This is a genomic window from Ruegeria sp. CF1 (genome assembly GCF_056537445.1).
In genome coordinates this window covers 212125-231066 of the sequence record NZ_JBQFRN010000002.1, presented here as the reverse complement: position 1 = coordinate 231066, position 18942 = coordinate 212125, and the positions used below count along the sequence as shown (strand labels likewise).

Here is an 18942-nt window from a genome sequence, read left to right as displayed (position 1 = left end):
GCTGCGCGGTATAGAGAATAGCGCGCCAAGGGAAAGAGGGGAAAGCGGCAATTTCAAACCCGTTTCCGATACCTCTTGCACCTTTTCGCGCGGTCCCTATAACGCAGGACAATTTGGGCGCTGGGGCGGTGCCCTGACTCGCGGACAATTGAAGGGGCCAAGCCATGCCGAGAAGAACCGACATCCAGTCGATCATGATCATCGGGGCAGGCCCCATTGTTATCGGTCAGGCCTGCGAGTTCGACTATTCCGGCGCTCAGGCGTGTAAGGCGCTGCGCGAGGAAGGCTATCGGGTCATTCTGGTGAACTCGAACCCGGCAACGATCATGACCGACCCGGGACTAGCCGATGCGACCTATATCGAGCCGATCACGCCCGAGGTTGTCGCCAAGATCATCGAAAAAGAACGCCCCGATGCCCTACTGCCCACTATGGGCGGACAGACCGGCCTGAACACCTCGCTGGCGCTGGAAGAGATGGGCGTGCTGGATAAGTTCAACGTCGAGATGATCGGCGCCAAGCGAGACGCGATCGAAATGGCCGAAGACCGCGCCCTGTTCCGCGAGGCGATGGATAGGTTGGGCATCGAAAACCCCAAGGCCGAGATCGTGACGGCCCCCAAGGATGAGAACGGCAAGAAAGATCTCGACGCCGGTGTGGCACTGGCGCTTGAAACCCTCGAAACAGTTGGTTTGCCCGCCATCATCCGCCCCGCCTTTACGCTGGGCGGCACCGGCGGCGGTGTCGCATATAACCGCGAGGATTATATCCATATTTGCCGCTCGGGTATGGATGCGTCCCCCGTCGGTCAGATCCTGATCGATGAAAGTCTTCTGGGGTGGAAAGAATACGAGATGGAGGTGGTGCGCGACACCGCTGACAACGCCATCATCGTGTGTTCCATCGAAAACGTCGACCCGATGGGCGTGCATACCGGTGACTCGATCACCGTGGCCCCTGCCCTGACGCTGACCGACAAAGAATACCAGATCATGCGCAATCACTCGATTGCCGTGCTGCGCGAAATCGGCGTCGAAACCGGCGGCTCGAACGTGCAATGGGCGATCAACCCGGTAGATGGCCGCATGGTAGTGATCGAGATGAATCCGCGTGTATCGCGCTCTTCTGCGCTGGCCTCGAAGGCGACCGGTTTCCCGATTGCCAAGATCGCCGCAAAACTGGCCGTTGGGTACACGCTGGACGAGCTGGACAATGACATCACCAAGGTCACCCCGGCCTCGTTCGAGCCGACCATCGACTATGTTGTCACCAAAATCCCGAAATTTGCCTTTGAGAAATTCCCCGGTTCGGAACCCTATCTGACCACCGCCATGAAGTCGGTGGGTGAGGCCATGTCCATCGGCCGCACCATTCACGAATCGATGCAAAAGGCTCTGGCCTCGATGGAGTCGGGTCTGACAGGCTTTGATGAGATCGAAATCCCCGGTCTGAACGTCGGAGTATGGGAAGAAGCCGACGACAAGGCCGCCGTGATCAAAGCAATCAGCCAGCAGACCCCCGATCGTCTGCGCACAATCGCGCAGTCTATGCGTCACGGTCTGACCGACGATGAGATTTTCGGTGTCACCAAGTTCGACCCATGGTTCCTGGCTCGCATTCGCGAGATCATCGAGGCCGAGCGCACCGTGCGTAAAGACGGCTTGCCGGTAACCGAAGACGGTATCCGCAGGCTGAAAATGCTGGGCTTCACCGACGCGCGTCTGGGCAACCTGACCGGCCGCGACGAAGACAATGTTCGCCGCGCCCGCCGCAATCTGGGTGTGAACGCCGTCTTCAAACGCATCGACACCTGTGCGGCTGAGTTCGAGGCGCAGACCCCCTATATGTATTCGACCTACGAAGCCCCGATGATGGGTGAGGTCGAATGCGAGGCACGTCCAAGCGACCGCAAAAAGGTCGTCATCCTTGGTGGTGGTCCGAACCGGATCGGCCAGGGCATCGAGTTCGATTACTGCTGCTGCCACGCCTGTTTCGCGCTGACCGAAGCCGGATATGAGACCATCATGGTCAACTGCAACCCCGAGACGGTCTCAACGGACTATGACACCTCGGACCGTTTGTATTTCGAGCCGCTGACCTTCGAACACGTCATGGAAATCCTGACGAAGGAACAGGAAGCCGGTACGCTGCATGGAGTGATCGTTCAGTTTGGCGGGCAGACCCCGCTGAAACTGGCCAATGCGTTGGAGGCTGAAGGTATCCCGATCCTCGGTACCACGCCCGACGCGATCGACCTCGCTGAAGATCGTGAGCGTTTCCAGGCGCTGGTCAATGAACTGGGCCTGAAGCAGCCCAAGAACGGCATCGCCTCGACCGACGAAAAGGCGCTGGAGATTGCCGAAGATATCGGCTTCCCGCTGGTCATCCGCCCCTCCTATGTTCTGGGCGGCCGCGCGATGGAAATCGTGCGAGATATGGATCAGCTACGCCGCTACATCAATGAGGCCGTAGTGGTATCCGGCGACAGCCCGGTTCTTCTGGACAGCTATCTGGCCGGTGCGGTCGAACTGGACGTGGACGCGCTGTGCGACGGTAACGACGTGCATGTTGCAGGCATCATGCAGCACATCGAAGAGGCCGGCGTGCACTCGGGCGACTCGGCCTGTTCGCTGCCGCCTTATTCGCTGTCGAAAGAGATCATCGAAGAGATTAAGGATCAGGCGTTCAAGCTGGCCAAGGCGCTGAATGTCGTCGGCCTGATGAACGTGCAGTTCGCCATCAAGGATGACGAGATTTACCTGATTGAGGTCAACCCTCGTGCCAGCCGCACCGTGCCTTTTGTGGCTAAAGCCACTGACAGCGCCATTGCCTCTATCGCTGCGCGTGTAATGGCCGGTGAGAAACTGGCGAACTTCCCGAAACGCCCCCCTTACAAAACGGTCGATGACACCAAAATCGCCGACCAGATGACGCTGGCCGATCCCGACATGCCGTGGTTCTCGGTGAAAGAAGCCGTTTTGCCTTTCGCCCGCTTCCCCGGCGTTGACACCATCCTGGGCCCTGAAATGCGTTCGACCGGAGAAGTCATGGGCTGGGATCGCGACTTCCCGCGCGCTTTCCTGAAAGCACAAATGGGGGCCGGTATGGTGCTGCCCAGCGCAGGTCGTGCGTTTATCTCGATCAAGGATGCGGACAAAGGGCCGGATATGCTCGAAGCAGCGCGTGTTCTGGTTGAGCAAGGCTTTGAGCTTGTTGCGACCCGCGGCACACAAGCCTGGCTGACTGAAGAAAGTGTGCCGTGCGGCGTGGTCAACAAAGTGTACGAAGGCCGCCCGGATGTGACCGACCTGATGAAGGACGGCGGCGTGCAGCTGGTCATGAACTCGACCGAAGGCGCACAGGCGGTGGAAGACAGCCGATCAATCCGGTCGATCGCGCTGTATGACAAGATCCCCTATTACACCACAGCCGCAGCAAGCTATGCCGCCGCGCTGGCGATCAAGGCGCAGGCCGAAGGCGATGTTGAGGTGAAATCGCTGCAGGGCTAAGCCCCGGCAACGATATGAATGAATGGACCCCGGCCTCGGCCGGGGTCTTTTTTCTTCCCCTCCTTGCCCATCGCCCACATGATGGGCGGGGAAGGAGTGCTCATGGACCTCTACACCACATACGGAAGCAACGACCTGCCTCGTGCCATCCGCTTTTATGATGCGATCTTCGCGGTTCTTGGCCAGCCGCGCCTGCCCGGTTGGATTGATGGCTGGGCCGGATGGGGTTCCGACCCCGACAGCGGCACCGGGTTTTGGATCTGCAAACCTTTTGACGGAGCCCCCGCCAGTACCGGCAATGGCACGATGATCGCCTTTCCCGCCAGAAGTGCCGATCAGGTCCGGCGTTTCCATGCCACGGGTTTGAAAAACGGCGGTGCAGATGAAGGCAAACCTGGTGTCCGCCCCCATTACGAGCCCGGATTCTATGTGGCCTATCTGCGCGACCCCGATGGCAACAAGCTATCCTGTTTTTATTACCATTATGATCCAAAGGAGGATTCGGGCGGATGATCAACCAGCAGCCAGACGTCGCTTTTCTTCACGGTTGAAAAACAACATGTAGAAGACAGGTGCGGCAACCATGGTCAGGATCGTGGCAAAGGCCAGACCGCCCATGATCGTGACTGCCATGGACACAAAGAACGCATCCGTCAGAAGCGGTGCCATCCCCAGAATCGTCGTGATCGCCGCCAACATTACCGGGCGCAGACGCGAGACAGAGGCTTCAACAATCGCAGGACGCAAGGCTTTACCAGTAGCGCGGACCAGATCGATTTCTTCGACAAGTACAATGCCGTTCTTGATCAGCATGCCTGAGAGACTTAACAGCCCCAATAGCGCTGTGAAGGTGAAGGGCAGACCTGTTCCAAGCAGACCGATAACCACGCCATTTACGGACATCGGGACCAATAGCCAGATGATGACCGGTTGCCGGATAGCATTGAACAGCAATACGGAAATCAACACCATAATCAGCAAGCTCAGCGGCAACTGCCGCCCAAGGCTGGCCTGCGCGTCGCCTGAATCCTCGAACTCGCCCCCCCATTCCATGCGATAGCCGATCGGCAGTTCCATCGCTTCAATGGCACTGCGTACTTCGGAGTGGACCTGCGCGGCGGTCATGTCAGGGGGGATGTCCGCTCCAACCGTGATGGTCAACACCCGGTCACGGCGGTGAACCAACGTATTGAGCGCCTTGTAGTCGAAGCCATCCACCATCTGCTCGATTGGAACGAAACGTTCCGACTGATCGGAGTAAACCACCTGATCGACGATCGAATAGTCCCCATCCGCCGGACGGCGCAAGATGATCGGGATCTGGCGGTCGCGCTCGCGCAAAACGCCGCCCGTGATGCCATCGGTCGAAAACTGCAACGTAGCTGCAATGTCTTCGCGCGATACGCCTGCTGTTTGGGCGCGCTCCGTGGCATAGATCGGCTGCACGGCCAATTCCTGCTCACGCCAGTCGTGATGCACATGTAGCGCATTCGGAGATGCGGCTGACATGCGCTGTACCGCTTCTTCGGCCAGTTGACGCAGGACAACCGGATCACTACCCGAGAACCGAGCCTGGATTGGATCGCCGCCACCGGGACCAAAAATCAGGCGTTTGGTGCGGAACTCGCCTTCGGGGAACTGGGCCGAACCGAACTCCTCAAGATCGGCTTGCAAGGCAGGAATATCGTCCAAAGCCTCGGTGCGGATGATCATATGTCCATAGCTTGGGTTTGGCTTCTCGGCAGCGTAGGTCAACATGAACCGCGTGGCCCCCTGCCCGACGAATGTGGCAACCGAGACGACGTCATCACGTTCGGCCAGCCAGTCCTCGAATACGGCCATATCTTCCGCCGTGCGGGCGATCGGCGTGCCTTGTGGCAGCTTGTAGTGCACGAAGAACAACGGCGTGTTCGAGTTTGGGAAGAATTGCTGTTTCATCAGTCCAAAGCCCGCAAAACAGACGACTGTGACCCCGATCAACCCGGCCACTACCAGCCATCGGAACCGAAGCGCCCAGTTCAGGATTGCACCGTAGACGCGGAACAGGGTGCCGCCATAGGCATCCACCTCACCCTCTTTGCCCTGCTTGAAGAAATAGTGCCCAAGCAAAGGTGTCACCGTGATGGCCAGAACCCAGCTCAGCAGTAGTGAAATGCCGATCACGGCAAATAACGAGAACAGGAACTCCCCGGTCGCGTCAGGACTGAGCCCGATCCCGGCAAAAGCCATGATCCCGATCACCGTCGCGCCCAGAAGTGGGATCTGCGTTTTTGACGCAACCTCTTCCGCAGCATCGCGCGAGGATTTTCCCCGCAACATCGAAATCTGCATTCCTTCGGCCACCACGATGGCGTTGTCGACCAGCATCCCCATGGCGATGATCAGAGCGCCCAGCGAGATCCGTTCCATCTCGATCGAGAACATCGACATGAAGAGCAAAGTACCCACAACGGTCAGCAACAAGGTGGACCCAACGACAATTGCGGCGCGCCAGCCCATGAAAATGCCCAGAACCGCAACAACGATGCTGACTGACATGGCGAGGTTCAGCAGGAAGGCGTTCGAGGCCTCATCGACAACAACATGCTGCTGATAGATGGGCAGGATTTCGACACCAAAGGGGATTTCGGAATCCAGTTCGGCCAGTTTGGCATCTGCACGCTGCCCGACTTCGACGATGTTTTCAGTGGCCAGCCCAGCGATACCCAGCGTGAAAGCTTCAGCGCCGTTGAATCGGATCATGATATCGGGATCATTCTGCCGCCCGCGATAGACATCTGACATATCAAACAGATTGATCACCTGCCCCTGCGATCCAACTGACAGGCCGGCGATCGCCGATACGCTGTCCGAGCCCTCGGCCGTCAAGATCGTGGTGCGGTCACTACTGGATCGCAGCGAACCCGAAGCGTTGACCGAGTCTGCGTTTGCGATAGCTTCGTTGATCGCCTGCAGCGGGACGTTCTGATTGACCGAGATCGACAGGTCCGGCTCAATAAAGATCGCCTCATCCGGCAAGCCCTGAACCTCGACATCTGCAACACCGCTTACCGTCAGCAATTCGCGGCGAAGGAAGGTCGCCAGTTCGTGCTTCTCGGCGTCAGAAAACCCGTCTGCCGTAACGGCATAGAACAGGCCAAACACATCCCCGAACCCGTCATTCACATAAGGCGCACCCACGCCCGAAGGCAGACCGCGTGCTGCATCGCGCACCTTGGCGCGCAGACGGGTCCAGATGTCGGGCAACTCACTGCCGTCATAGGTGGATTTAATCTCAACCTCGATTAGCGACTGTCCCGGCTGGTTGACCGAGGTGATGACATCCACCTCGCCCATCTGCTGAATAGCAGATTCCAACGGTTCTGACACCTCCAGCGCCACCTGTTCGGCAGTCGCACCGGGATATTGCGTGGCGATCACCGCTTGTTTGATGGTGAAGGCCGGGTCTTCAAGGCGACCTAGCGACGTGAAACCCCAAATGCCGCCGAACAGGGCAATCAGAATGAACAGCCACGTATAGAGAGGCCGGTCGATCGAAGCGCGTGCGATGCTCATGAAACCGCCCTCAGTTCGAGAAGCCGACAAAGCGGCGGACGGTTTGACCATTGGTCAATGCACCCCCACCCGCGACGACGATTTCTTCGCCATCGGTCAGGCCGGTCAGCACGCGGACATCGCCGCTCTGCGTAGGTTCTACAGTCACGGGAACCCGGCGGACGGTGCCTTCGTCGGCGCCAGCCGGCGAGAAGACCAGAACGCCCAGCGCGCCGCTGGCATCAGCAACTACAGCCGTTGGCGGGATGATGATACCGGTGCGTTCATCCTGCACCTGCACCGTGACGGTCACGGAGGAACCGGGAAGAATCTGCAATCCCTCGGGCGGTGTCAAACCGAACTGGATGCGAAAGGTCTGGCCCACGCTTGAGGATTCAGCATCGAATTCCCTTATTTCCAGCGGAAAGATCTCATCGCTGACAGGGAACTTGGCAGTAATCGTGATGTCGTCCTGCTGTCCGGACCGCTGAAATAGGATTTCGGGCACATCCACCTCAATACGCAGTTCAGACATATCGTGAATCCGCACGATCGGAGTACCCGCAGAAACAGTTGTAAACGCCTCAACTGCACGGCTTGAAACCAGCGCGTCGAACGGAGCGGTCAGCGTCGCATGTTCCAACTCATATTCTGCATCTCGAACCGCAATCGCAGCCAGTTGCGCAGCTGTTTCGGCATCATCGACGGCAACCTGGCTGGCTGCGGTTCCACGTAGACGCGACAGGCGGGCGAGTGTTCGATCCGCCTGATCTTTTTGCAAGCGCGTCCGGTCGCGCTGCAGTTCGAACGGTTCCTGATCGAGGCGGGCAATCAACTCACCCTTTGGGATTACAAAGCCTTCGGTCACAGGCATCTCAACGATCTGCCCTGCGACCTGAAACGCCAGATCAACGGTCTGACGAGCGGCGATCCGACCAAAGAATTGGCGCGAAAAGCCGGGAGAGGTTTCGCTTACCTGCATCAGTTTCACAGGCTTGGCAGGCTCTTGCGCCATGGCAGGCGCAGTCAACAAGGACAGTGCGAGGCAAACAGAGGTCAGAAGTTTCATTTCGTCAATCCCTCGGGAATTCCGGTTTTCAGAATGTTGTCACGGATTTTGTGAGCCAGCCGTGCGAACTCGGCGGTTTCTTCGGTGTTCAGACCCGATGCGCTGTGGAAAAGCTCACCCGCCACGGCCACCAGCATATTGCGGGCCTCTTCGCCCTGTTCGGTCAGCACCAAAAGCCAGGCGCGACGGTCTTCGGGATCACGCTGTCGGGTCAGGTGCCCCGCCAGTTCAAGTGCATCGGCGGTCGCCGTAATCGTTGACGGCACTGTCAACATATCTGCGGCCAGCACTCCCATACGTTTGGGCACATCGAGCTTGATTAGCATGTGGCATTCCTGATGGCTCAGGTCTGTTTCGATGCTGTCAAAGCTCTCTTCCAGTTTCCAATAAAGCGCGTAGACCCCCATCATCGCCTGAATCTCAGGGCTGAGGCGTCCTAACCGCATGCTGATATCGTCTGACATGAATCTTTTCCGTGCGAGTCGCGGCGAAATATACTTCGAATTTTGAACTATTCAAGTTATGAAGCGAGAGGCGATACATTCCCTTGGGTCAACACATCTTGATCAATACTAATAGGGACTGCATTTTGTGCAGATCATGAACTCAGGGCCAGCCATGTACACTCCTGCCATCACCGGGACCGGTGTCTATACACCAGAAAACATCATCACCAACGCAGAACTGGTGGAAGCGTTCAATGCCTATGCCGACCGGATGAACGTCGAAAACGCGGATGCGATTGCAGCGGGCGACATGGAACCGATGCAGCATTCCTCGGAAGAGTTCATCCTGAAGGCATCAGGCATCGAAAACCGGTATGTGATGGACAAGACCGGTGTTTTGAATCCCGAGATCATGCATCCCGCGCTGCGCCAGCGTAGCGACGACGAGCCTGGGATCATGACCGAGATGGCGGTGGATGCGTGCCTTAAGGCGCTAGCACAAGCGGGGCGCAGCGCCGAGGATGTCGATTTGGTGATCTGCGCCGCTTCGAACCATGAACGTGCCTATCCTGCAATTGCCATCGAGATTCAGCAGGCATTGGGGATCAGCGGATTCGGGTTTGACATGAACGTGGCCTGTTCCTCGGCCACATTCGGCATTCAGGCGGCGGCGGATATGGTGCGCTCGGGCTCGGTCCGAGCGGCGCTGGTCGTCAACCCCGAGATCTGCTCGGGTCATCTTGAGTGGCGCGACCGGGATTGCCATTTCATATTTGGCGATGTCGCGACCGCTACTCTGATCGAGCGGATCGAAGACGCCCAAGGCCCACATTTCGAGATAGTATCGACCCGGTGCGCAACTGCGTTTTCCAACAATATCCGCAACAACAACGGCTTCCTCCGCCGTTCGCGCCCCGATGGTCTGGTGGATCGCCGCGACATGCAGTTCATGCAGAATGGTCGCAAGGTGTTCAAAGAGGTCCTGCCCATGGTCAGCAAACATATCAGCGACCACATGGAGGCAGAGGGCATCAGTAGTGATGATCTAAAACGCCTCTGGCTGCATCAGGCCAACAAGACGATGAACGACTTCATCGGTAAGAAGGTTCTGGGGCGTGAGCCAGAACCGGGTGAGCAACCCAACATTCTGCAAGACTACGCCAATACCTCATCCGCCGGGTCGATTATCGCCTTCTCAAAGCATTCCGATGATCTGGATGCGGGCGATGTGGGCCTGATTTGCTCGTTCGGGGCCGGGTATTCGGTGGGTTCTGTGATCGTCAAACGGTATCAATAAGCGCGCGCCTTATCTGCGCTGCTGGAATCGCTGCAAGACCAAACCGCTTTCTCAAGAATTATTCAGACGGGCTCAACCGCTCCTTCATCTCTGACCGACACATCGAAACCCGGATGCCCTGTGCATCCGAGTGATGTAGTTATGGGAGCCCGCTGTTATGGGAAATAATACTCGCGTTGGACTGGCCGCCTTGGTCGCCGCACCTTTCATTGGGGTCATGGCGACCGGCGCGGCAATCGCAGAACCGCAAACCTGTACAGTCAACACCGCGCGTGTTGCCGCCAATGAAGGCGATTTTGACACGCTCTGCAGCTGTTCGCAGGTAACGCGAGGGTTTGTATCACATCTGCAAAATCGTTCTGATTTTGCTTCGATCCTGCAGAACACTTCGGCGCAATGCCCCGGTCTGACTCAGTTGTTGAGCGATCTGCCCACTGCGTCGATTTCCAACACCAATGCCGGTGAAGAGCGCAGCAGAGATCCATCCTCCAATTCCGTTGGCTCGAGTGAAAACGGAAGCTCGGGCAACGGCGGCGGTAGCTCAGGCAACAGCGACGGGAGTTCCGGCGGCAACGGTGATCCGGGTGATGGTGGAAGCAGTCCTGGCGATGGCGGCGGTAAGGGCGGTGGCAAAGGTGGCCACGGCGGAGGTGACAAACCCGGCAAAGGCGGCGGCAAAGGCGGTCACGGCGGTGGTGAAAAGCCCGGCAAAGGCGGTGGTAAAGGCGGTCACGGCGGTGGTGACAAGCCCGGCAAAGGCGGTGGTAAAGGTGGCCACGACGGTGGTGACAAGCCAGGCAAAGGCGGTGCCAAAGGCAATAACGGTGGCGGCAACGGACCAGAGGGGGCAAGCCCCGGGCGCGGCAAGAACGCCAACAATGATGAACGCTGAATATTAATCTGCCCGGCAGACAAACAAAAAGGCGGCACATGGGCCGCCTTTATTTTGCGCATTCACAACAATTCAGTACAGGGACATGACACCTTAACTGACGCTTTCCTCTTCCAGATGCAGCTTCATTTCGATCAGAACCTGTTGCAGCATACTGGTTTCTTTCAGCAGCCGCTTCGCCTCGTTCACCGTGATGATGCCATCTTCTATCGCCGACTGGTATTCCGTCATCAGCATGGCAAAACGTTGGCTCAGCGCAATGACATCGGAATTTACCCCGCCCGTACGTGGGCTGTCCGAGTTTCGTCCATCGTAAGAAAGCGTGATATTCTTCAAATCCGCCAATGCCGCAGTCACGTGCGGATAGGCAGCCGCGTTTTCCAACCGGGCAACAGCATCCACCGGCATGAACCGGTCAGAATGTTCTGCGTTGTCTGAATAGTACCTGCCAAGCGTGGCTTTGGATTTCCCGGTGATCTCGCACGCTGCTTCGATTCCGACATCCTTAACCAATGCTTCGGTATGCTTTTTCAGATAGGCCCCGATATCTGCCATTTTGCTACCCTTGTTACCTGCGCCCTGCCCCCTCTGCCTGTCCATGCTGGGGGAAAGGGTAGGGAAATTTCCCATATTCGATTCATAATTGAAATGGCAATAATTGACTATCCCTCAGATATGCAGGGATTTTGTGAGTGAGTGGCGGCTGTTCGAGCCGGTAAAGAGTGTATGCGGGGCAGGATTTTAGCCTTGCATTGTATAGGCCACTTGTAGGCCGAAGACGCCGCTGTCGCGAAGGCGAGGTAATCCATCCCCAAGAGCATTTGCTCAACCTCAGCTGTAGCGATGGTGGCGTCGATTTACCCCCATGAGACGTCTTGCCCAGGCAGCACATGCGAATTAGACCCACGGCATGGCAAAGCTCTATTTCAACTATTCGACTATGAACGCGGGCAAATCGACCGTGTTGCTACAGGCCTCGCATAACTATCGCGAACGCGGCATGGATACCTACCTGATGACAGCCGCCATTGACGGACGCGCCGGTGAGGGGCGGATCGCATCAAGAATCGGAATCTCGGAACGAGCGGACAGGTTTCGTCCCGACGACAATGTGTTTGCCATGATCGAAAACCGCCTGACACAAGGAGGCATCGCCTGCGTATTCATTGATGAAGCCCAGTTTCTTTCGGAAGAGCAGGTCTGGCAACTTGCGCGCGCCGTAGATGATCTGAAGGTCCCAGTGTTGACCTACGGGTTGCGGGTGGATTTTCAGGGTAAACTATTCCCCGGGTCGGCAGCATTGTTGGCTCTGGCCGATGAGATGCGCGAAGTACGCACCATCTGCGAATGCGGGCGCAAGGCGACGATGGTGATTCGTCAGGATGAAAACGGAAACGCCATCACTGAAGGTGCGCAGGTCCAGATTGGCGGGAACGAGACTTATGTCTCGCTCTGCCGCAAACACTGGCGCGAGGCGGTGGGTTCCTAAACCGGGTTGGGCAGCGCTCGCCCGGCCACGAACGCCGCGACGTTGTCCAATGCCATTTGACCCATATCGGTGCGCACCTCTTCGGTCGCGGTGCCGAGGTGGGGCAGCAGAGTCACATTTTCCATGTCACACAGGGCCTGCGGCACCTTGGGCTCCAACTCGTAGACATCCAGCCCAGCGCCAGCAATCCGACCCGCATGAAGCGCTTGGATTAAGGCGGCTTCGTCCACAACTTCACCGCGCGCAATGTTTATCACAATGCCAGAGGGCTTCATCGAAGCCAAAATCTGCGCGTTGACCAAGTGTCGTGTTTTAACTCCTCCGGGGACGGCTATGACAAGAAAATCCACTGCCGCAGCCAATGCATTGAGTTCAGGGATGTACTCTGCTTGGAAGTCCAGCTGTTTTGGACTGCGTGATTGATAGGCGACGGCCATTTCAAATCCGAAATGACACCTCCGAGCAATAGCCTGTCCTATGCGGCCCATTCCAACGATGCCCACCTTTTTGCCGGTCACGTGGTGGCCCAGCATCTGTGTCGGATGCCACCCCTGCCACTGGCCTGACCTGACCAACCGTTCTCCCTCGCCTGCACGGCGGGCCGTCGTCAGCAACAGAGTCATGGCAATATCGGCGGTGGCATCGGTGACGGCACCCGGCGTGTTGGTAACCGCGACTCCGGCAGCATGTGCGGCATCCACGTCGATATGATTGTAACCAACTCCGAAATTTGCCAGCAGTTTACAGCGAGGCTCTGGCACCTGAGCAAAGATCTCTGCCACGAACTGATCGCCCAACGTTGGGACCACGACGTCAAATTCAGTCAGCGCCCGCAACATTTCTTCATGCGTCAGAGGCGTGGTTTCACTGCGGATTTCCACATCGAATTCGGCACGGGCGCGCACTTGCACATCCGAAGTCATCGGTCGGGCAATCAGCAGTTTCATCAATGCATCCTTCCACCGATGGGCACAGCGCTATCGGGGCCTATCAACACGATCTCACCGTTTTCGTCGGGAAGACCCAACACCAAAACCTCGGACATGAATTTACCGATTTGGCGCGGGGGAAAGTTGACCACGGCCATCACCTGCTTGCCCACCAGCGTCGCCGGATCGTAGTGCGCGGTGATCTGGGCTGAAGTTTTGCGCTCACCGATCTCATCGCCAAAATCGACCCACAGCTTGATCGCGGGCTTGCGGGCCTCAGGGTACGGCTCGGCGCGTATCACCTCACCTACACGAATGTCGACTTTGAGAAATTCATCGAATGTGATCTCACTCACGAGACAGCTCCTTGGATCGGTCGGTTGCAGCTTTGACGGCACGATGCAACAGGTCCGGGAAACCTTCTTCTTCATGCATCAACACCTCCAGTGCGGCCTGAGTGGTGCCGTTGGGAGAGGTGACATTAACTCGCAATTGTGACGGGTGTTCGTCAGCGGCCATTGCCAACGCCCCTGCCCCAGCGACGGTTGATTTGGCCAGCTTAATCGCCAGTTCCGGCGGAAGGCCGTGCGCTTCGCCAGCTTGCGCCAGTGTTTCGATCAGGTGGAATACATAGGCGGGGCCCGAACCGCTGACTCCGGTGACGGCGTCCATTTGCGTCTCGTCATCCAATCGAACCGTCTCACCAATCGCCGAAAGCAGGTCTTCAGCCAATAGGATATCCGCGTCCGAGGTGTTGGCATTCCCAATCAGCGCTGTGATCCCCTGCCGAACCGCCGCAGGCGTGTTTGGCATCGCACGGATGATCGGCGTATCTGCCCCAATAACGTTCTCGAACGTGGTCAGCGATGTACCCGCTGCGACCGATATGAAAAGACTGTCACCATTGCCCAGCGCTTGAATGGATGGCAGGGCTTCGCCCATCATCTGTGGTTTGACGGCCACAAGAACAACTGCGGGCGCTTCGGGGAGAGGTGTATTGATGTTGACGCCCTGCGCCTTCAGCCAATCCGAAGGATAGGGATCAATCACCCAGACCGATGCGGCAGGAAGGCCATGTTCCAACCAGCCTGCAAGCATCGCTGAGCCCATCTTGCCGCATCCCAGAAGCACAAGCCCCTGTTCTGCAACTCGCGAGATATCCATGATTGCCCCTCCCCTATGGTTCGGGGCAAAGCTTTACGCGCGGCCGTAGGCCTCTGCAATGGCGACTTGCATCGCCTCTTCGGGGTCACGGTTACCCCAGGTCACCAGTTGGATCGCGGGATAGTAGCGCTCGGCGCTCAGTACCGCTGCGGTGATCATGGTATCGATCTGTTCCGGGCTGGCCGTCTGACCACCGGCCAGTACCAAGCCATAGCGATAGACCATCAATTTCTGATTTGCCCAGTAGGTAAACGCCCCGGCCCAACACTGATCATTCATCTTGTTCAGTAGTTCATAAAGCTCGGTTTCGCGCTCGGCCGGAGGCTCCATCTCAAAGGAACACACCATACGGAGCGTTTCATCGTAATTCGACCAGGCCAAAGTTATCGAATATGTGCGCCACTGTCCTTCGACAGCCATGGCAATCTGATCATCCCCGATCCGGTCAAAATCCCAGTCGTGATGTTCTGCAAGATGTTCAACAATGTCGATCGGATGAAGGTCTTCTTCGAGATACTGCTCGGAAAGGGCCATAATGCCACCTCACTAATCTCTAGCAATTTGGGGCTGGCAGCGCCCCAGCGCTAGTTGCCTGCTCTACAAGCCGGGCTTCCCCAGTCTGCCTGTACTAAATATGGTGCGATGTGAGCACAGCTCTGGCAACCCTATTTATTGGGGATAACAGCAATAAGTTGTGGACAGTTGGCAACGCCGATCAAAATATTGGCATTGGATGCAGCTTTGTCTTGATAAAATTCTGCAGAGCGGCAGAATACACATCACCGCACAATCCTGGCTCGGATTGCGCGGCGGATGCTTTTACCCAAAATTCTAGATTCCTGCGGACGTTACTTGTCCAGCTTTGCCTCGAGCGCGGCAATCCGCTGTTCAAGGGCGGCGTTTTCTTCGCGCGCTTTCTGCGCCATGGCACGCACGGCATCGAATTCTTCACGGGTTACGAAATCCCGGTCGGCCAGCCAGCGGTCCATCATGGATTTCATCGCATTCTCGGCCTCTTCCCGTGCACCCTGCGCCACACCCATGGCATTGGTCATCAGTTGAGACATATCGTCCAGAATCTTGTTACGGGTTTGCATGGGCTTTCTCCGATTTCGCGATTGCTCTCTATATGGGTAAAGATTGGCCCGGGCTCAAGGTTGACTTGCCACGCAAACCCCGGGCAATGAGACGCACATGCAGGCTGTTTTGAATTTCCCCGATCTGTCACCCGAAATTTTCTCGATCTCTCTGTTCGGGATGGAGTTTGCGCTCAGGTGGTATGCGCTGGCCTATATCGTTGGCATCCTGATTGCTTGGCGCATGGCGCTGATGGCGCTTAGGCGGCCTGTGCTTTGGGCTGATGACACACCACCGATGCAACCCGATCAGCTTGAGGATTTGGTCACCTGGATCATACTGGGTGTAATTCTTGGTGGTCGATTGGGGTTCGTCCTTTTCTATCAACCCGCATATTATTTTGCTTATCCACTGGAAATTCTGATGGTTTGGCAGGGTGGCATGGCATTCCATGGCGGCCTGTTGGGCGTGGTGATCGCCACGTATCTGTTCGGCAGGCGCCACGCTATACCGATTCTTTCGCTGGGTGATCTGGTTGCCTACACAGTGCCGCCCGGGTTGTTGCTGGGACGATTGGCGAATTTCACTAATGCCGAGCTTTGGGGTCGACCCAGCGAATTGCCATGGGCGGTGATCTTTCCCGGAACTGCGGCCCAGGATTGTCCCGGCGTTGTTGCCGGGATGTGCGCTCGCCACCCTTCGCAACTGTATGAGGCAGCACTCGAGGGTCTGGTCCTCGTGGCGATTCTGATATGGCTGGCCTACCGGCGTGGCGCGTTTCGAAAACCAGGTCTGGTTATGGGCGTATTTCTGGCTGGCTACGGCGCATCGCGGTTTTTTGTCGAATTCTTCCGTCAACCCGATGCGCAATTTGTATCGCCCGGTAATCCGCTAGGGCTGGCGTGGCATGTTGGCGGATATGGATTGACGATGGGGCAACTCTTGTCGCTACCAATGATTGCACTTGGCCTTTGGTTCGCAATTCGGGCAAAACGCAGATCATGAACCTGAAGGATCGTCTGCTCCTGCGCATCCAGAATGATGGCCCTATGACCATCGCTGACTACATGACCGAGTGTCTGATGCATCCGGAACATGGATACTACACAACCCGCGATCCGCTGGGCGCTCAGGGCGATTTCATTACAGCGCCTGAAATCAGTCAGATGTTCGGGGAGCTTATCGGGTTGTGTTTGGCGCAATCCTGGCTGGAGCAAGGCAAACCTGAACGGATTGTTCTGGCCGAGCTTGGCCCTGGTCGTGGCACCCTGATGGCAGACATCCTGCGCGCCACTCAGAGGGTGCCGGGCTTTCACAAAGCGGCCGAGATCGCGTTGCTCGAAGCTTCACCTGTTTTGCGCGACGTACAAGCCAAGGCACTGCAAGGCTATGAACCTCAGTGGATCGAGGCAATTTCTGATTTTGAAGATCTTCCTCTGTTTCTGGTGGCAAACGAGTTCTTTGATGCCCTGCCCATCCGCCAGTTCCTGCGCGAAGGCGAAGGTTGGCGCGAGAGGTTAGTTGGCAAAAATGGTGCATCGCTTGCGTTCGGTCTTGGTGCGCAATCGGCACAAGCTGCGCTCAGCGAACGTGTCGAGGATACGCAGGACGGAGATCTGGTAGAACTGTGCGCTACTGCCAGTTCCATTATGTACTCTGTTGCCGGGCAGATCGCTCGTAACGGCGGAGCCGCGCTGATCATCGATTATGGTGACTGGCGCTCGCTTGGCGACACATTGCAGGCGTTGCAAGCGCATGAACGTGTCGATCCCCTGGATCAGCCCGGTCAGGCGGATCTGACCACACATGTCGACTTTGAGGTCTTGGCGAAGGCGTCTCATGCTTCGGGCTGCGCATATACAAAACTGACCCCGCAGGGGGTGTTTCTTGAACGGCTCGGGATCACTGCGCGCGCGCAATCGCTTGCCGCCCCTCTCAGCGGGTCACAGCTTGAGACGCTGGTCACTGCACATCGACGGTTGACGCATCCCGACGAAATGGGAAACCTGTTCAAAGTACTGGGCCTTTATCCGCCAAACGCCACGCCGCCACCGGGACTGGAACCATGACACTGGAAATCATTACCTCAGACATGCTGTCCCCCGTACGACACGGGTTCTTCAGCCGCCGCGGTGGCGCATCTTCTGGTATCTTCGAAGGACTCAACTGCGGAACCGGGTCGACAGATTTGACTGAGGCCGTAGCTTTGAACCGTCGGCGCGTCGCCGACGCGATGGAAGTGGCACCTGAGGCGATGATCGGTGTGCATCAAGTGCATTCGCCGACCGTGATTGCAGTCGATGGTCCGATGACTGGTGACAAACCCAAAGCTGACGCGGTTGTCACATCAACGCCGGGTTTGGCGCTTACAATCTTAACCGCTGATTGTCAGCCAGTGCTGTTCGCGGATCCTGACGCAAATGTGATCGGGGCCGCACATGCCGGTTGGCGCGGCGCGTTGGATGGTGTGCTGGAATCAACACTGGACGCGATGGAAGCGCTGGGAGCCAGCCGGGATAACACAGTTGCCGTAATCGGCCCCACGATTTCACAACGCGCTTACGAGGTCGGCTCAGAGTTTCTGGACGACTTCCTTGCTGACACGCCAGAGAACGCGCGTTTTTTTGCAAATGGCAAAGGTGACCGGATGCATTTCGACCTGCCCGCCTTTGGCCTGCATCGTCTGCGCGAAGCTGGTATCGGCCAGGCCGAGTGGGTCCGTCACTGCACTTATTCCGACCCCGACAGGTTTTATTCATACCGGCGATCGACCCATGCCAAAGAGGCCGACTACGGCAGATTGATTTCCGCTATCAGGTTGTAAATCTGGCCCAGATTAAGGCAGCTTTGCCCAGTTTCTGCCACATTTCTTGTGTTTATCAGAGTCAGAATCGTCTCAAATTTTCGCCAATGCACAGACGGTTACCCCAAGTGGGGTCGTCATGGCATGGGCGGAAGCAACTAAGAGGTACCTGAAACCTTCAATTTGTCCTCAATTCAACCCGGATCAGCCTTATAGGCGCCGCAAATCAGCGTCACATTGGCTTCATAAACGGGAACAGGGCGACCGCCCTATCGAAGCAGGACAATGGATATGAAATCGAAATCACGCTTTCTCAGCGCCGTTTTTGCGGCTGTCAGGGATCAAGAACCAGAAATGCCCTGGAAGCGGGTTTCAAGTCACTCAGTCAGAGTTGCACGCCGTCTGGCGGCGCGACGCTGACACAGCAACCCCAAGAGACCAGCTGCCGGTCTCAGAGGGCAAACGCATACCGGATGAAGCTCCGGTCCGGTGTGTGGGGTCGCAATCAGGACTGCGACCAGGGTTCGGAGCGTGTGTGTGCAGGCAATTGCAGCCTGCGGTTTACGAGTTTGTCTGGGGGGTCAAGAACTTGACCAAAACACTGGTGTTTTCTGATGCGGCGCTGTGCATTCGCGGCGACCGGCCTGTGTTTACCCATCTGATTACAGACAAAGAACAAGGTCGTCCGGCGATATTGCACGGGGGTTCAAGCCGTCGGACGGAATTTAGAGGG

The 18942-nt window shown here is 57.1% G+C and carries 17 protein-coding genes; 8 read left to right on the top strand and 9 right to left on the bottom strand.

The genetic code is table 11. The annotated features are described in order from the left end of the window. Nucleotides 1-164 precede the first annotated feature (164 nt). The gene (carB, locus tag ACRZ96_RS06235) at nucleotides 165-3509 is read left to right on the top strand and encodes a carbamoyl-phosphate synthase large subunit (RefSeq protein WP_480771934.1); all 3345 of its coding nucleotides are present in this window, start codon (nucleotides 165-167) and stop codon (nucleotides 3507-3509) included. A gap of 102 nt (nucleotides 3510-3611) precedes the next feature. Beyond that, nucleotides 3612-4022: a VOC family protein gene (locus ACRZ96_RS06230; RefSeq protein WP_170401773.1), complete on the top strand. Its 411-nt coding sequence runs from the start codon at nucleotides 3612-3614 to the stop codon at nucleotides 4020-4022. On the opposite strand, the gene ACRZ96_RS06225 is transcribed toward ACRZ96_RS06230, so the two are convergent. The 3 genes from ACRZ96_RS06225 to ACRZ96_RS06215 are packed head-to-tail and all read right to left on the bottom strand — an operon-like array spanning nucleotide 4023 to nucleotide 8576. Then, nucleotides 4023-7064: an efflux RND transporter permease subunit gene (locus tag ACRZ96_RS06225; protein ID WP_480771933.1), complete on the bottom strand. Its 3042-nt coding sequence runs from the start codon at nucleotides 7062-7064 to the stop codon at nucleotides 4023-4025. Nucleotides 7065-7074: 10 nt separating this feature from the next. After that, nucleotides 7075-8112 (bottom strand): efflux RND transporter periplasmic adaptor subunit, encoded by a 1038-nt coding sequence (locus ACRZ96_RS06220; protein ID WP_223116841.1) that lies wholly within the window; start codon nucleotides 8110-8112, stop codon nucleotides 7075-7077. After that, a complete protein-coding gene (locus ACRZ96_RS06215) occupies nucleotides 8109-8576 on the bottom strand; it encodes a MarR family winged helix-turn-helix transcriptional regulator (protein ID WP_170420601.1) in 468 nt (155 codons plus the stop codon). The genes ACRZ96_RS06220 and ACRZ96_RS06215 overlap by 4 nt, the downstream gene beginning before the upstream one ends. 154 nt (nucleotides 8577-8730) lie before the next feature. Here ACRZ96_RS06215 and ACRZ96_RS06210 point away from each other — a divergent pair, with 154 nt between their 5' ends. Together ACRZ96_RS06210 and ACRZ96_RS06205 are read left to right on the top strand one after the other, a co-directional pair. Beyond that, on the top strand, nucleotides 8731-9855 hold the full coding sequence (locus ACRZ96_RS06210; RefSeq protein WP_170594595.1) for a beta-ketoacyl-ACP synthase III: 1125 nt from the start codon (nucleotides 8731-8733) through the stop codon (nucleotides 9853-9855). A gap of 157 nt (nucleotides 9856-10012) precedes the next feature. Beyond that, nucleotides 10013-10747, top strand: coding sequence for a hypothetical protein (locus ACRZ96_RS06205; RefSeq protein ID WP_480706865.1), 735 nt, complete (start codon nucleotides 10013-10015; stop codon nucleotides 10745-10747). A 93-nt stretch (nucleotides 10748-10840) separates the two neighbouring features. Here the strand turns inward: ACRZ96_RS06205 and ACRZ96_RS06200 are convergent, their stop codons facing one another. After that, entirely contained in the window at nucleotides 10841-11302 is a 462-nt protein-coding gene (locus ACRZ96_RS06200) for a hypothetical protein (RefSeq protein WP_170392365.1), read from the bottom strand. A 355-nt stretch (nucleotides 11303-11657) separates the two neighbouring features. Between ACRZ96_RS06200 and ACRZ96_RS06195 the strand changes: the two genes are divergently transcribed. Continuing rightward, entirely contained in the window at nucleotides 11658-12236 is a 579-nt protein-coding gene (locus ACRZ96_RS06195; RefSeq protein WP_480706867.1) for a thymidine kinase, read from the top strand. Here the strand turns inward: ACRZ96_RS06195 and ACRZ96_RS06190 are convergent. From ACRZ96_RS06190 to ACRZ96_RS06170, 5 genes are all read right to left on the bottom strand, one after another. Next, complete coding sequence (locus tag ACRZ96_RS06190; protein ID WP_480706869.1) at nucleotides 12233-13183, bottom strand: 2-hydroxyacid dehydrogenase; 951 nt, start codon at nucleotides 13181-13183, stop codon at nucleotides 12233-12235. The two genes, ACRZ96_RS06195 and ACRZ96_RS06190, sit on opposite strands and share 4 nt — an antisense overlap. Continuing rightward, nucleotides 13183-13521 (bottom strand): tRNA-binding protein, encoded by a 339-nt coding sequence (locus tag ACRZ96_RS06185; RefSeq protein ID WP_480814326.1) that lies wholly within the window; start codon nucleotides 13519-13521, stop codon nucleotides 13183-13185. Before ACRZ96_RS06185 ends, ACRZ96_RS06190 begins: the two co-directional genes overlap by 1 nt. After that, the gene (gene proC / locus ACRZ96_RS06180; RefSeq protein ID WP_480814325.1) at nucleotides 13514-14329 is read right to left on the bottom strand and encodes a pyrroline-5-carboxylate reductase; all 816 of its coding nucleotides are present in this window, start codon (nucleotides 14327-14329) and stop codon (nucleotides 13514-13516) included. The genes ACRZ96_RS06185 and proC overlap by 8 nt, the downstream gene beginning before the upstream one ends. A 33-nt stretch (nucleotides 14330-14362) precedes the next feature. After that, nucleotides 14363-14863 carry a type III secretion system chaperone family protein gene (locus tag ACRZ96_RS06175; protein ID WP_010441802.1) on the bottom strand — a complete coding sequence of 167 codons (501 nt, stop codon included), beginning with the start codon at nucleotides 14861-14863 and terminating at the stop codon, nucleotides 14363-14365. A 314-nt stretch (nucleotides 14864-15177) separates the two neighbouring features. Continuing rightward, nucleotides 15178-15426 (bottom strand): accessory factor UbiK family protein, encoded by a 249-nt coding sequence (locus ACRZ96_RS06170; protein WP_010441801.1) that lies wholly within the window; start codon nucleotides 15424-15426, stop codon nucleotides 15178-15180. Between the two features lie 97 nt (nucleotides 15427-15523). Here ACRZ96_RS06170 and lgt point away from each other — a divergent pair, with 97 nt between their 5' ends. The 3 genes from lgt to pgeF are packed head-to-tail and all read left to right on the top strand — an operon-like array spanning nucleotide 15524 to nucleotide 18230. Further along, entirely contained in the window at nucleotides 15524-16411 is an 888-nt protein-coding gene (lgt, locus tag ACRZ96_RS06165; RefSeq protein ID WP_480771932.1) for a prolipoprotein diacylglyceryl transferase, read from the top strand. Continuing rightward, entirely contained in the window at nucleotides 16408-17475 is a 1068-nt protein-coding gene (locus tag ACRZ96_RS06160; RefSeq protein WP_480771931.1) for a class I SAM-dependent methyltransferase, read from the top strand. Before lgt ends, ACRZ96_RS06160 begins: the two co-directional genes overlap by 4 nt. Continuing rightward, nucleotides 17472-18230, top strand: coding sequence for a peptidoglycan editing factor PgeF (gene pgeF / locus ACRZ96_RS06155; protein WP_480614963.1), 759 nt, complete (start codon nucleotides 17472-17474; stop codon nucleotides 18228-18230). The genes ACRZ96_RS06160 and pgeF overlap by 4 nt, the downstream gene beginning before the upstream one ends. Nucleotides 18231-18942: the final 712 nt, after the last annotated feature.